A 12,407-nucleotide genomic window follows, 5' to 3' on the forward strand; every position below is an offset into this window, starting at 1 on the left:
CGGCCTCCTTCAGTTGATCGGGTCGCCGGCCCACGCCGCCTTCAGCAGCGCGGTCAGGTTCTCGTCGGTGACGGCGGTGGGGTTGTCGGAGGGGATCGCCTGCGTGATCGGCCCCAGCGCCTTGGCGATGCCGTCCTCGGGCATGCCGCAGTCGCGCAGCGCCTTCGGGGCGTCCAGCACCTGGCGCAGGGCGGCCAGGCCGCCGTTCGCGGTCCGGGTACGGAAGACCGTGCCGAAGGCCTGGGCGATCCGCGCCTCCGCCTCGGGCGCGTGCGGGGCGTTGAAGGCCAGCACGTAGGGGAGTACGACCGCGTGGGTCTGTGCGTGCGGGAGATTGAACATGCCGCCGAGGACATGGCAGATCTTGTGATGCATCCCGGATCCGGCGGAGGCGAACGCGACAGCGGCGAGGTAGGCGCCGTACAGCGTCTGCTCGATGCCCTCCACGCTCGTCGAGTCGTCGGCCACCGTCTGCAGGCCGGTCGCCAGTGCGCGGATGCCCTCCTGCGCCAGCGCCCGGTCGATCGGGTCGGTACGCGGCGCCCACATGGAGTCCACGCAGTGCGCCATCGCGTTCAGACCGCTGGCCACGGTCATCTCCCCGGGCAGCGTGGTCAGCAGACCGGCGTCGTAGACGACCGACGCGGGCAGCACCCTGCCGTCCACACCGGTGGACTTGGTCTCACCCTCGGTCAGGCCCCACACGTTGGTCGCCTCCGAGCCGGCGTACGTGGTGGGTACCGCGACGATCGGCAGCCCGGTGGTCAACGCCACCGCCTTGGCCAGACCCGTGGTCGAGCCGCCGCCGACGCTGACCAGGATGTCCGCGCCCGCGCCGGCTGCGGCCTGGAGGGCTCGTGCCGCGACTTCGACCGGTACGTGCATCACGACCTCCTCGTGACGCAGCACGACCGGGATCTCCTTGGCGATCGGGTCGGCCAGGTCCTTCTCGCGGTCCGACGCGATCAGCATGACCTTGGAACCGCCGAGCGCCTGGACCTCCGCGGCCACGGCGGTGGGCGACTCCCCGGCCGCGAACACCACCCGCTGGGGGAGGGTTTCGTGCGTGAATCTCATCGCTTGCTCCTTCGGTGGCTCTGCGGCCTCAGGCCCCGGCCAGCCATCGCGTGCCTTCGGAGTAGAGGTGCTCGACCGCTGGGCCGGTGAGACCGGGGAGCCCGTCCTTCACCATGAAACCCGCCTTGGTCTGCAGGTAGGCCAAGTGCCGGTAGCCGGCCGGGAACCGGTCCAGGAGCTCGGGATCCAACGACAGTGAGACAGCGGGGTCGACGACGTCGAGCCGGTCCTTCTCGTAGATCGGTTGCCGGCGCACGAGGGTCCAGCGCCCCTCGTGCCGGGAGAGGAAGTCGTAGAAGCGGCCGGTGCAGACGACATCGACCTCGACGCCGTCGATGGTCTCGCGCTGGTTGATCGTCATCTTCGTCTGGGCGATGGCCCGTTCGCCGGCGATGTCCGCGGTGTGGCCACCCAGGAAGTGGAGGATGCTGACTCCGTTCTCGAAGCCCTCACGACTGGCCTTGATGAAGTCGGTGGCACTTCCCTGGAACCAGGTGGCGCTCATCCAGCCGTCGCGCGGATGCCAGACCGTGGCGAAGCGGCCCCAGTCCGCGGCATCGCGCCACAGCGCCCAGTTCTCGATGAGCTGCCGGATCTCGTGGCGGTCGTTGTCGACCCGCGACATTGTTGACTCCTTGGAAGGGTGGGGGCCCTGGTGCAGGGGCCTCGTCAGAAGGACCGGAGGAACTCCTCCACCTCTCGGTGGAGCTGCTCGAGGGCCTCTGTCTCTCGGACCTCCGCCAGCCATGCCGCTCCCACCGCCGGGCTGAAAGCCGCGGCAAGGCACCACATCCAGCCGGGCAAGGCCCGGGGGCCCGGCGCACGCCGTGTCACGTGCGCCGTACGACTTCGTCGCATCGTCAGATGGGGTAGTGGCGGGATCCGGACTGGATGGTGATCCAGCGCAACTCGGTGAACTCCTCCAGCGCGGCCCGGGACCCGAACCGGCCCCAGCCGCTGGCGCCGACACCGCCGAAGGGCATCTGGGGTTCGTCGTGCACGGTGGCGCCGTTGATGTGGCAGATGCCGGACCTGATCCGGCGGGCCACGTCGAGCGCGGCGGCCGCGTCCTTGCCGAAGACCGCTGCGGAGAGTCCGTACTCGGTGTCGTTGGCGACCGCGACAGCCTCGTCGGTCGAATCCACCTCGATGATCGAGACCACCGGTCCGAAGGATTCCTCGCTGTAGACGCGCATGTCCGGAGTGACTCCGCGCAGCACGGTGGGCTGCACGAACAGGCCGTCGGCCGTGCCACCGGTCAGGACCTGGGCGCCCTTGGCGCGGGCGTCGTCGATCAACGCGACCACGTGCTCTCGGGCGGCGGCGTGGACCAGCGGACCGATCTGTGAGGAGGGATCGCTCGGCGGTCCGACGACCAGCTTGGCGGCACGCTCGGCCAGACGGGAGGAGAGCTCGTCGGCGACGGTCCTGTTCACGATGACGCGTTCGGTCGACATGCAGATCTCGCCCTGGTTCATGAAGGCCCCGAAGCTGGCCGCGGCGGCGGCCTCCTCCAGATCGGCGTCGGGAAGCACCAGGAAGGGCGCCTTGCCACCGAGTTCGAGGACCACACGGGTCAGGTGGCGACCGCCGAGCTCGCCGATGATGCGGCCGACCTTGCTGGATCCCGTGAAGTTCACACGGGTCACGGCCGGGTGGGCGATCAACGCCTCGACGACGCTCGGACCGTCCTGAGGCGCGTTGCTGATGAGGTTGACCGCTCCGGCGGGCACGCCGGCATCGTGCAGCACCCGCACGATGGCGGCCTGGGTGAGCGGCGTCTGCTCGGAGGACTTCAGGACCACGGTGTTGCCCCACACCAGCGGCCACACGATGGCGCGTACGCCGAGGATCAGCGGTGCGTTCCACGGTGCGATGCCGACGACGACACCGACCGGCTGACGTACGCCGAGAGCGGTGAGGCCGGGCACGTCCGACGGGATGACCTCGCCGACGGCCGCGTACGCCTGGGCGGCCGCCTCGACGAACATGCCCTTCGCGACATGCACGTTGAAACCGCACCAGGGGAGAGTGGCCCCCATCTCGCGGCTCATCGTGGCCACGATCTCGTTGGTGCGCTCGCCCAGCAGGACGGCCGCACGCTCCAGCACCGACCGGCGTGCGGCCGGCGGGAGGCTCGACCACTCCGGAAGGGCGGCCGCCGCCGCGTCCACCGCGAGGTTGACGTCCTCGACGGAGGCCGCCGCGACCCGCGCGATCGGTTCACCGGTCAGGGCCTCGGTCGTCTCGAAATAGCGGCCGTCCCTGGCCGCGACGTACTCGCCCGCGATGAGGAGATCGCTGGTCCGGACCGCACCGGACGTGGGTGCCTCGGTCTCAGTGGCTGACATGTGTTGCCTCACCTTCACGACAGCGGCGATCGCCGCGCGAACTCTTCGTGTGGAACTCTCTGGGGCCGACGGCCCGCGCTGAAGCCTCTTGTCCGTTCATCGAACAGCGGAGTGGGGGTGACGTGGCCGGCCTTCCCGGGCCTCAGGCCGGCGGCATCCGCTTCGACTGGTGCAGGTGCGCCAGGCGCCAGCCCTCCGGGGTCTCCTCCCAGACGCGCGTCACCGTCTCCTGGACCGGGAACGGCGGGAGGCTCTCGTCGAAGATGATGTGCATCTCCTGGAGACAGGTGGTGATCGCCGTGGTGCCACGCACCGTGATGCTGAGCTCCTCGGCCTTGGCGAAAACGTGGCGGCGGCGGGTCCAGGTGAAATGGGCGAAGGTCCTGCCGTCGTCGATCTTTCCGACGGGGCCGTGGACGGCCCGGCTGTCCTCCAGCATGAGAGAGGCGATCGCGTCTTCGCTCTCGGTGAGAGCCGCGAGCCACGCGGCCTCTGCCTGCTCGATCGCCTCGATGGTCCCGGTGGTTGCGGTGGATGTGGTGGATGTGGTTGTCGTCATAGGTCCAGCTCCAGAATCGGTGAGTGTGCTCGCGAGGAGCACGTGGTGAACATGCCGTCGGCGCGCTCACGGTCGGTCAGGATGTCGTCGCGGTGGTCGGGGTCTCCCGCGAGTACGCGCACGATGCACTCGCCGCAGATTCCCTGCTGGCAGGAGTAGGGGGCGTCGACGCCGGCCGCGAGCAGGACGTCGAGGACGCTCTCGCCGTCCTTGATCTCGTACTCGTCCCCGGACTTGGCGAGCCGCACGGTGAAGGCCCCGCCGGCCGTGTGCGCGGCGGTGTCGTCCACGGGTGCGAAACGCTCCTTGTGGATCGCTTCGGCGGGCCATCCCGCTCCGCGTGCGGAGGAGATCACGAAGTCGATGAAGCCTCCGGGACCACACACGTAGATCGCCGTCTCGGGGTCGGGCGGGCCGATGTCGCCGGTGACGCTGAAGCGCTGGTCGTCCGGGCCGTCGTCGAAGTGGAGCCGCACGCGGGGGTTGTTCTCCAGCTCCTCGACGAACGCCGAATCCGCCCGACTCCGGGCGCAGTAGTGCAACTCGTACTCCGCGCCCCTGGCTTCGAGCGCGTGCGCCATCGCCAGCAGGGGAGTGACGCCGATGCCGCCGGCCACCAGCAGATGGCGACGTGCCTCGTCCGAGACCCCGAACCTGTTGCGCGGACGGGAGATCCGCAGCCTGTCGCCCTCACGGAGCCGGTGCATCCCCAGCGAGCCGCCGCGCGACGCCGCCTCGGCCAGCACGGCCAGCCGATAGCGGGTGCGGTCCTGCGGCGGCCCGCACAGGGAGTACTGACGGACCAGCCCGGTGGCACGGTCCACGAGGACGTCGACATGGGCGCCGGCGGCGAACTCCGGGAGCTCGGCGGCGTCGCGACTGACCAGGTCGAGCACCACGATCCGGGCGGTCGCGTCGCGCCGGGCGACCACGATGGTGTCGAACCACTCGTTGCTCATGGTTCTGGCTCAGACGCCGGCGGCGGCCGCGGCGGCGTCGCCCGCCGGGCGCCTGCCGAGGGTGAAGAGGCCGGTCTCGACGCGGTGGACCTGCGACGCGTCGCGGACGATGTTGATCGGGTCGCGCCCGGCCTCGACGTCGTCGGCCATCGCGAGAAGCATGCGACGCAGCATGACCACGCCGCGGTCTCCGGTGGCCAGGGTCTCCTCGGAGTCCAGGGTGATCGCTCCCTGCGAGCCCTGGGCCTCCGTGTCCCCGGGGAACCTCTGGCGCTCCTCGTCGGTCAGCTCGTGGTTCTGCTTGCCGTTCTGCGTGATGCCGATGACGAAGCGGAGCATGCGCTCGGGATCGTTCGTGCGGATCGAGAAGAAGAGCCGGTGGCTGGTGTCGTCGGAGGGCACGACCCACAGCAACTGGTCTGCCCGCCCATCGGGGGTGGGCTTCACGTAGTCCGGCAGGCCGAAGACGTTGGGCAGGTGTTGATCGACCGCGAAACCGTACTCGGTGACCTCGCCGTCCTCGCCCTCCATCTCGAACCTCTGGGTGTACTTCAGACCGTGGTCGGTGCGCTCGTACGTCAGGCGCTCGGCGATGGTGGCCGGGTCGAAGAAGTTCTCGGGGTAGCCGAAGGTGCCGGTGCCCAGCATCTGGTATCCGCTGTGCGTGGAGTGGAGCCAGGTGACGTGTGTCGGGTCGGCGGAGTTCTCGTAGATGTTGAGCCAGCTGAAGTCCGTCGGCATGCCGAGTACCGCGGCGTGCGGGACAGGCCAGCTGGCGAGGTACTTCTCGTCTTCGGCGGGGTTCTCCAGTGCGTCGTAGCGGGGGAGTTCGGGCTTGAGTTCGGGCGGGCCCATGTAGACGAAGACCAGGCCGTAGCGCTCCTCCACGGGGTACCACGGCTGACGGGCGGCGTCGCGCCTGCGTCCCAGGCCCGGCTCGCACGCCTGCTCGATGCAGCGGCCCTGGACGTCGAACTTCCAGCCGTGGTAGCAGCAGCGGATGCCGTCGTCCTCGACACGGCCGTAGAAGAGGCTGGCGCCGCGGTGGGCGCAGCGCTCGATCACGACACCGGGATTGCCCTGTCCGTCCCGGAACACGACCAGGTCCTCGCCCAGTACGCGGGTCTTCTGCGGCAGGGCACCGGCGATCAGTGTTTCCGAGCTGGCGATCGGGTGCCAGTAGCGGCGCAGGGCCTCGCCCATCGGTGTACCGGGCCCGACCTCCCGCAGGCGGGCGTTGTACGAGGGCTTCGGGCGGCCGTAGGCCGTGCCGGTGTCGATCTCTGAAGTGGTGGTCATCGCGCTGTCTCCCGTGCGGCTCGGGGGCACAGGCGGTGGCCCCGTGCAGGGCTGTGGGGGGAAAAAACCTGCGAGGGCACCGTCCTGTGAGACCCTCAAACTGATAAGTTGATTCACATTCGCATTTTGCGTGGCGAGGCGTCAAGGGGCAGTTCCGGTGCCGCCTTGATCGCGGGTCGCGGAGGTGTCGGGGCGGATGCCGGCTCCGTATACGGTGGGCCGGTGACTACCGAACCGTCGCTCGATCTGCCGCAGCCACAGCAGGCGCGCAGTCGGCGGACCCAGCAGCGGATCCTGGAAGCGGGCACGGCCCTTCTCGAGGAGGGCGGCACCGAAGCGCTCACCATCGCGGCCGTCGCCTCTCGGGCGGGCGTCTCCGTGGGCAGTGTCTATCGGCGTTTCGGTGGCAAGGACCGTCTGATCGCGGGCCTGCAGCACGCCATGATCGACCAGTTCCGCGCCGACATCATTCGCCGGTTCGCTCCGCTGCGCACCGATCCGGCCACCCTGGTCGCCTCGGCGGTCGCCGGGCTCGCTGAGACGTTCGAGGCGCACGCGCGTCTGATGCGTGTCTTCATCACCGCGGGCACCACTGATCCCGGAGTGGCTCAAGTGGGATCCGAGGCCAGCGTCGATGCCGGCCGGGTCTTCCGGACATTCCTGGAGCCGGTTGTGCCGGTGATCGGCGCGCCGGAGTCTGAGCTGCGCCTGGATGTCGCCTTCCGTCTGGTGTACGCAGCGTGCATGAACCGCGTGCTGCACGGCGAACGCTTCGAGTCCGAGCGGCCGCTGACGTGGCGTCAACTCACCGACGAATTGATCAACGCCGTCTGTCTGTACCTGCTCGGCGCTGCGCCGCAGTGAGTCCGGCGGTAGATCTCCCGATGTGAATGTGATTCTATCTTCATGTTCACATCTGGCGGCGGCACAGTGGCCCGACCCACGAAGACGGCCGGTTGACCGTCCGCCCGACGAGGGAAGGAACCGCTCCATGCGAGAGCCGCTCAGCTACGAGATCGCGCACGGCGCCGCACTCGCCGCTCTCGAAGCGGGAAGGGCCGACGGGCACAAGGTGTGTGCTGTCGTGGTCAACCGCAGTGGCGTCACGAAGGTCCTTCTCAGCGACGACGGCGTTGGACTCCTCGGCGTGGAGACCGCGCGACGCAAGGCCTACACGTCGGCCGTGAGTGGTGTCCCCACGGCCAAGTTCGCGGCATTCGCCGCGTCCCCGCAGATGCAGGTGGCGCCTCCCCACCTGGTCGATGCCAACCTTCTGCCGGTCGCCGGCGGCGTGCCGATCATGACGGCCGACGGGGAGGTCATCGGCGCGATCGGCGTGGGCGGGGCGGACGACGTCACTGACGACCGCATCGCGCAGCAGGCTCGCGATTCCGTCGCGAAGATCGTCGCGTAAGTCGTTGCCTGGACCTCCCTCCGGTCGGTGCGGCGGCTGGGCTGGGCGTCTCTGCCGTCGTCGCGGCCCCTGGGTATGGCTGATCTCCGGGTGCCGGTCCGTGTGACCTCGCGTGACGTGCCCGGCGCTCCCAGGAACGTCGACCCGGGTCGATGCGATGACGGCGCCCCTCGCGCGGAAGGGTGAGCCGGAGTTCGCGGCCGAAGCGTGTGTGCCGGACTTCATGCCCAGGCCGGACGCGGTGGCGATCACGCCCCGCGCTTGTCGCATGAGAGGTCGGCTCTCCGTCGCTCTTGGTCGGAGCTGGTGCAGATCGTCCATCTGGACTCTGATGCGACGCCGGCCCCGCGGCCTCGCGCCTTCCGCGGCTGTTCATCTCGTTGGGCGGCGCCGTCGCCAGGAAGTGTTCGATATTCGCGAGAAGTGGCGGTAGAGAGAAGCGGCAGCAGGCGGCCGTGCGAGCCGGCTTGTCCGTGTGTTTGCCCCGAGAGGCGCGCCGACGTCGGGGAGACGGCGCGCCTGAGCCCACAGGTGGGCGCCCGGCCGGTGTGAGGGGCTCAGCCGCGGTCGCCGTCGCTGTGGTCGGGGTCGATGGCGTGCAGGATGCGACGGCCGATGTGGGAGAGCTGTTTGACCTGCGCCTTGGTCAGCGGGTCGAACACCAGGCGGCGCACTTCTGCGACGTGGCCAGGAGCGGCGTTGACGATCTTCTCGTATCCCTCGTCGGTCAGGGCGGCCAGGGTGTAGCGGCCGTCGGCCGGATCGGGGCGGCGGTGGGCATACGCCTTGCGCTCGAGACGAGCCACGACCTGGGAAAGACGGGAGAGCGAGCCCTCGGCGTACGCGGCGAGCGCGCTCATGCGCAGTTCCCGCTGCGGTGACTCCGACAGTGCCGCCATCACCCCGTACTCGAAGTGTGTCAGCCCCTCTTCGCGCAGTTGCGTGTCGAGCACGTGTTCCAGCCGCCTCATGATGCCGACCAGGCCGAGCCAGGCCCGGCGTTCCTCCTCGTCAAGCCAGCGGGGCGCCTCGTCAGCGGGGGTGTTCGTCATGCCCTCCAATGTACCGACGCTTCATTCTTTAAGTGAATCCACCTCGTCTTCACTTGAAGCTTTAAGTCATTGCGGCTAGTTTTGACTTCATGCTTTAAGTCACTGCCCGGGGGTTCCGTGCAGCGTCGACGCCTTGAGGAGTTCTCCCGTGAAGCTGCTTGTACTCGGTGCCACCGGTGCCACCGGGCGCCTCGTCGTCGCCCAGGCCCTGGCCGCGGGCCACACCGTGCGCGCGCTCGTTCGCTCACCCCAGAAGCTGGATGCCCGGCCCGGCCTCGACGTGGTTGCAGGGCAGGCCACCGACGCCGGCGACGTCACGCGGGCCATGTCGGGCGTCGGCGCGGTGATCAGCACGCTCGGCGCCACCGGCGGAACCGTCATCACCGACGCCACACGTGCCGTCATATCCGGTGCCGCCACCACCGGCGTCACCCGGTTCGTGGAGCTTTCCTCCTTCGCCGTGCTGCGCGAGCGCCTGAGCGCGCCCGCCAAGCTCATGTCCAGCACGGCCATGGGCGCCATGGTCAAGGACAAGGCGGCCGCCGAGGACGCGCTGCGCGCCAGCGACCTCGACTACACCCTGGTCCACGCCGTCCGCCTCACCAACGGCCCCGCCACAGGTGTCACCAAGCTGCTGCCCGGGTCGGGCACCCTGCGCATGGCGGACACCATCAGCCGCGCCGACGTCGCCGCGTGGATGCTCGCCGCGCTCACCGACACGACCACCAGCCGTCGCGCTGTCGTCATCGCCGGCTGACCCGACTCTGTTTCCCCCGTCTGCTCTTCCCCCGGTCTCCTCCTCACCCGATCCGGAGAATCACCATGAGCCACCAGCTCGCCACCCACCCGGCCCGTCCCGGCGGCCTCGTCGTCACCGGCGGTCTGATCGGCACCGCTGCCGTCGCCGTCGCCGTCAACGCCGTTGTCGCCGCGACAGCCCACGCTGCCGGCGCCTCGGACGACTTCCAGCCCCTCCAACTCTCCGCCTACGCCCCCCTCACCGTTTTCGGCGCTCTGGCCGCCGCTGCCGCCTGGGCGATCATCCGCGCACGCTCGTCACACCCGGCCCGGCTGATGCGCACCCTCGTGCCCGCCATCCTGATCGTCAGCCTGATCCCGGACATCATGGTCGGCATCTCCGACAGCCGGCCCGGCACCAGTTGGGGTGCTGTCATCGCCTTGATGGTCATGCACGTCGTCGTCGCCGCCATCGCCGTCCCTGCTTACCGGCGACTCCTGCCCTTCCCCGCTGCCCAGGACTGACCACGCAACACGCCGGGGCGACTGCCCCGGCCCCCCTTCATGTCCCACTTCCCGCGCAGGCACATCTGCGCCCCTCGAGAAGAGTGCGAAGCCCACATGGACATCTCCGAAGCGGTCCCCACAGCAACCCTCCTGAACAAGCGGTCCGGACTGGCGGCGTTGATCGCCGCGGCGGCCGTCCTCGCCTCGGCGCCGTACGCATCCGCAGTGACACAACAAGAGTTCTCCAAGCCGCTCGTCGCCGACGTGAGAACTCTCGCCGCACTCGACTTCACCGCCGGCGACTCTCCGGAGAACATCACCGTCAACCCGGACAACTCGCTGACCGTCTCCACTCTGGGCGGCCACACCGCGGCGGGCGAGCGCCCGGCACTGTTGCGGATCGACCCGTCCGGGCGCAGCACGGTGATCGTGGCCGGGCAGCAGGGCGACGCCTTCAGCGGCATCGCGCGCGACCGCGACGGCACCACCTATTACAACGTGGTCTCTGATGACGCCTCCCGGGCCGGCGTATGGAAGCTGCCCCCGGGCGGCGCCCCTCGCCGCGTCGCCGCTCTGCCCACCGACGGACTCCCCAACGGCCTGGCCCTCGACCGCGCCGGGCGCACCCTGTACGTGGCCGACAGCAACAAGGGCATCGTCTGGGCCGTCCCGGCCTCGGGCGGGAAGGCGACCGCCTGGCTGACCGACCCCGCCCTCGCGCCCGACCCGTCCGTCCCGTTCGGCGCGAACGGGCTCCGCTTCCACCGAGGCGCCGTCTGGGTCTCCAACCTCGCCAAGGGCACCCTGCTGCGGATCCCCGTCACCGCCACCGGTGCCCCGGGCCGTATCCGCACCGTGACCAGCGGCCTCACCGGCGTCGACGACTTCACCTTCCTCAACGACCGCTCCGACGTGGTGTTCGCCGCGCAGAACAGCCTCAACCAGGTCGCGGTCGTCCACCCCGACGGGGCCACCGAGACTGTCCTGACCGCCTCGGACGGCCTCGCTTCACCCACCTCCGTCGCCATACGCGGAAACCGGATCTACATCACCAACGCCGGCTTCGCCGAGCCTCACGACGCGAAGGTGCAGCGCGGAACGATCGACCCGGCCTCGCTGAACTGCGGCCCGGCCTCCTGAAGCTGCCGCTGCCGGAACCGAGAGCAGTGCCTGCCGCCGATTCCGGCAATCAGGAGCAGCCGAATCGCATGATCACACTGAACGGCCGGAAGTGACCGGGATCCGATCGAAGACGGTGCTCGTGGAGCTCGACCCGGTCGCTCCTTCAGCGGCAGGCTGACCCCACAGGCGTCGATCCGGGCCAGACTCTTCGCGCTGCCCGACGAGAGCGCGGCGCGCACCGGCCACGGCGACCTCCTGGTGAGGGGATGAGCTCGGTAAAGGCCGAGCCCAGGGGGAGGGACGGCAGTTGGGGTGGCAGCTCCGCAGGCCGGCGCCCACCGGGCCCACTGAGTCGCCCGACGTTGCCAGGCAGGGTTGTCGCGCCGAGCGGGGGGCCTTGTCCGGCGTCGGTGGACGTCTCAGAACATCGCGCGGATGATCCCCACGGTGCGTTCCAGGTGCGGCTCGGAGCGGTCCGCGCGGTGGGCGACGGCCAGCTCCACGCGGGCGTCGGCGCCGGCCAGCGGCAGGTAGGTGACGCCGTCGAGTGCCAGCGCTGTCACGGGTTCGGGCACGATCGCGACGCCGAGGCCGCCGGCCACGAGCGTGACCAGCGTCGAGGTCTCGCCGACCTCGTGGCGGATGCGCGGCTCGACACCGGCGTCGCGTAGAAGGCCCAGCACCACGTCGTACATCACCGACCGGCGGTCGGCGGAGTGGACGATCAGGTCGGCACCGGCCAGGTCCGCTGCCCGCAGTCGTTTACGGCGGGCCAGTGGGTGGTCGACCGGTACGGCGACGACGAGCCGGTCCCGGCGCAGGGTGCGCACGGTGAGGGACAGGTCGGCCGCCGGAGGACGCAGCAGGGCGACATCGATCGCGCCGGTGCGCAGTGCCTCGACCTGGTCGGGGGCGAGCATCTCACCGCGGAAGGAGAAGTCGACGCCGGGCAGCTCCTCCGTGAGCCGCCGGGAGAGCGCGGGCAGGAGGCTGTACGTCGCCGAGCCCACGCACCCGATCGAGAGGTGGCCCACCGAGCCGGCGGCGACGAGCCGTGCGTGGTGGGTGGCCTCGTCGACGTCGGAGAGGATCGCGCGCGCCCGCTCGAGGTAGGCCCGGCCGGCCTCGGTGAGGTCGACGCGGCGTGTGGTGCGGTGGAGGAGTTCGACGCCGAGTTCGTCCTCGAGCTGGCGGATCTGCGTGGAGAGAGGCGGCTGGGCCATGTGGAGCCGCTCGGCGGCGCGACCGAAGTGACGCTCCTCGGCCACTGCCACGAAGTATCGCAGGTGGCGCAGATCCATATGTCGTCCGTATCAATTGGCTCGGATA

13 protein-coding genes are annotated in these 12,407 nt (G+C 69.8%); 5 read left to right on the plus strand and 8 right to left on the minus strand.

What is annotated here, in order from left to right; translation table 11 throughout:
• Positions 1-9: 9 nt before the first annotated feature.
• The 6 genes from SSP08S_RS19370 to SSP08S_RS19400 form a co-directional block, all read right to left on the minus strand.
• The gene (locus SSP08S_RS19370) at positions 10-1,077 is read right to left on the minus strand and encodes a maleylacetate reductase (RefSeq protein WP_019069274.1); all 1,068 of its coding nucleotides are present in this window, start codon (positions 1,075-1,077) and stop codon (positions 10-12) included.
• Positions 1,078-1,105: 28 nt separating this feature from the next.
• Complete coding sequence (locus SSP08S_RS19375; protein ID WP_019069275.1) at positions 1,106-1,702, minus strand: nuclear transport factor 2 family protein; 597 nt, start codon at positions 1,700-1,702, stop codon at positions 1,106-1,108.
• Between the two features lie 235 nt (positions 1,703-1,937).
• Positions 1,938-3,428, minus strand: a complete 1,491-nt coding sequence (locus tag SSP08S_RS19385; protein WP_019069277.1) for an aldehyde dehydrogenase — start codon at positions 3,426-3,428, stop codon at positions 1,938-1,940.
• A 142-nt stretch (positions 3,429-3,570) separates the two neighbouring features.
• Entirely contained in the window at positions 3,571-3,987 is a 417-nt protein-coding gene (locus SSP08S_RS19390) for a nuclear transport factor 2 family protein (RefSeq protein WP_019069278.1), read from the minus strand.
• Complete coding sequence (locus SSP08S_RS19395; RefSeq protein ID WP_019069279.1) at positions 3,984-4,946, minus strand: PDR/VanB family oxidoreductase; 963 nt, start codon at positions 4,944-4,946, stop codon at positions 3,984-3,986. Before SSP08S_RS19395 ends, SSP08S_RS19390 begins: the two co-directional genes overlap by 4 nt.
• Positions 4,947-4,955: 9 nt before the next feature.
• Positions 4,956-6,245 carry a Rieske 2Fe-2S domain-containing protein gene (locus SSP08S_RS19400; protein ID WP_019069280.1) on the minus strand — a complete coding sequence of 430 codons (1,290 nt, stop codon included), beginning with the start codon at positions 6,243-6,245 and terminating at the stop codon, positions 4,956-4,958.
• A 222-nt stretch (positions 6,246-6,467) separates the two neighbouring features.
• Here SSP08S_RS19400 and SSP08S_RS19405 point away from each other — a divergent pair, with 222 nt between their 5' ends.
• Both SSP08S_RS19405 and SSP08S_RS19410 read left to right on the plus strand, forming a co-directional pair.
• On the plus strand, positions 6,468-7,109 hold the full coding sequence (locus tag SSP08S_RS19405; protein ID WP_019069281.1) for a TetR/AcrR family transcriptional regulator: 642 nt from the start codon (positions 6,468-6,470) through the stop codon (positions 7,107-7,109).
• A gap of 127 nt (positions 7,110-7,236) precedes the next feature.
• The gene (locus SSP08S_RS19410) at positions 7,237-7,659 is read left to right on the plus strand and encodes a GlcG/HbpS family heme-binding protein (RefSeq protein ID WP_019069282.1); all 423 of its coding nucleotides are present in this window, start codon (positions 7,237-7,239) and stop codon (positions 7,657-7,659) included.
• Between the two features lie 557 nt (positions 7,660-8,216).
• Here the strand turns inward: SSP08S_RS19410 and SSP08S_RS19415 are convergent.
• A complete protein-coding gene (locus SSP08S_RS19415; protein ID WP_019069283.1) occupies positions 8,217-8,711 on the minus strand; it encodes a MarR family winged helix-turn-helix transcriptional regulator in 495 nt (164 codons plus the stop codon).
• A 148-nt stretch (positions 8,712-8,859) separates the two neighbouring features.
• Between SSP08S_RS19415 and SSP08S_RS19420 the strand changes: the two genes are divergently transcribed.
• The 3 genes from SSP08S_RS19420 (at position 8,860) to SSP08S_RS19430 (ending at position 11,096) form a co-directional block, all read left to right on the plus strand.
• Complete coding sequence (locus SSP08S_RS19420) at positions 8,860-9,468, plus strand: NAD(P)-dependent oxidoreductase (RefSeq protein ID WP_019069284.1); 609 nt, start codon at positions 8,860-8,862, stop codon at positions 9,466-9,468.
• A gap of 65 nt (positions 9,469-9,533) precedes the next feature.
• Positions 9,534-9,974 carry a DUF6069 family protein gene (locus SSP08S_RS19425; RefSeq protein WP_019069285.1) on the plus strand — a complete coding sequence of 147 codons (441 nt, stop codon included), beginning with the start codon at positions 9,534-9,536 and terminating at the stop codon, positions 9,972-9,974.
• 96 nt (positions 9,975-10,070) lie between these two features.
• Positions 10,071-11,096 carry an SMP-30/gluconolactonase/LRE family protein gene (locus tag SSP08S_RS19430; protein WP_019069286.1) on the plus strand — a complete coding sequence of 342 codons (1,026 nt, stop codon included), beginning with the start codon at positions 10,071-10,073 and terminating at the stop codon, positions 11,094-11,096.
• Positions 11,097-11,497: 401 nt separating this feature from the next.
• On the opposite strand, the gene SSP08S_RS19435 is transcribed toward SSP08S_RS19430, so the two are convergent.
• The gene (locus SSP08S_RS19435) at positions 11,498-12,379 is read right to left on the minus strand and encodes a LysR substrate-binding domain-containing protein (RefSeq protein ID WP_019069287.1); all 882 of its coding nucleotides are present in this window, start codon (positions 12,377-12,379) and stop codon (positions 11,498-11,500) included.
• Between the last annotated feature and the right edge of the window lie 28 nt (positions 12,380-12,407).

This window comes from Streptomyces hokutonensis, assembly GCF_000376565.1.
In the GTDB taxonomy this organism is placed as follows: domain Bacteria; phylum Actinomycetota; class Actinomycetes; order Streptomycetales; family Streptomycetaceae; genus Streptomyces; species Streptomyces hokutonensis.

Excerpts from the sequence above, each read along its gene's own strand:
- SSP08S_RS19410 (WP_019069282.1), top strand. The coding sequence starts at position 7,237 with ATGCGAGAGCCGCTCAGCTACGAGATCGCGCACGGCGCCGCACTCGCC.
- SSP08S_RS19375 (WP_019069275.1), bottom strand. The coding sequence starts at position 1,702 with ATGTCGCGGGTCGACAACGACCGCCACGAGATCCGGCAGCTCATCGAG.
- SSP08S_RS19370 (WP_019069274.1), bottom strand. The coding sequence starts at position 1,077 with ATGAGATTCACGCACGAAACCCTCCCCCAGCGGGTGGTGTTCGCGGCC.
- SSP08S_RS19435 (WP_019069287.1), bottom strand. The coding sequence starts at position 12,379 with ATGGATCTGCGCCACCTGCGATACTTCGTGGCAGTGGCCGAGGAGCGT.
- SSP08S_RS19390 (WP_019069278.1), bottom strand. The coding sequence starts at position 3,987 with ATGACGACAACCACATCCACCACATCCACCGCAACCACCGGGACCATC.
- SSP08S_RS19400 (WP_019069280.1), bottom strand. The coding sequence starts at position 6,245 with ATGACCACCACTTCAGAGATCGACACCGGCACGGCCTACGGCCGCCCG.
- SSP08S_RS19385 (WP_019069277.1), bottom strand. The coding sequence starts at position 3,428 with ATGTCAGCCACTGAGACCGAGGCACCCACGTCCGGTGCGGTCCGGACC.
- SSP08S_RS19425 (WP_019069285.1), top strand. The coding sequence starts at position 9,534 with ATGAGCCACCAGCTCGCCACCCACCCGGCCCGTCCCGGCGGCCTCGTC.
- SSP08S_RS19415 (WP_019069283.1), bottom strand. The coding sequence starts at position 8,711 with ATGACGAACACCCCCGCTGACGAGGCGCCCCGCTGGCTTGACGAGGAG.
- SSP08S_RS19395 (WP_019069279.1), bottom strand. The coding sequence starts at position 4,946 with ATGAGCAACGAGTGGTTCGACACCATCGTGGTCGCCCGGCGCGACGCG.
- SSP08S_RS19430 (WP_019069286.1), top strand. The coding sequence starts at position 10,071 with ATGGACATCTCCGAAGCGGTCCCCACAGCAACCCTCCTGAACAAGCGG.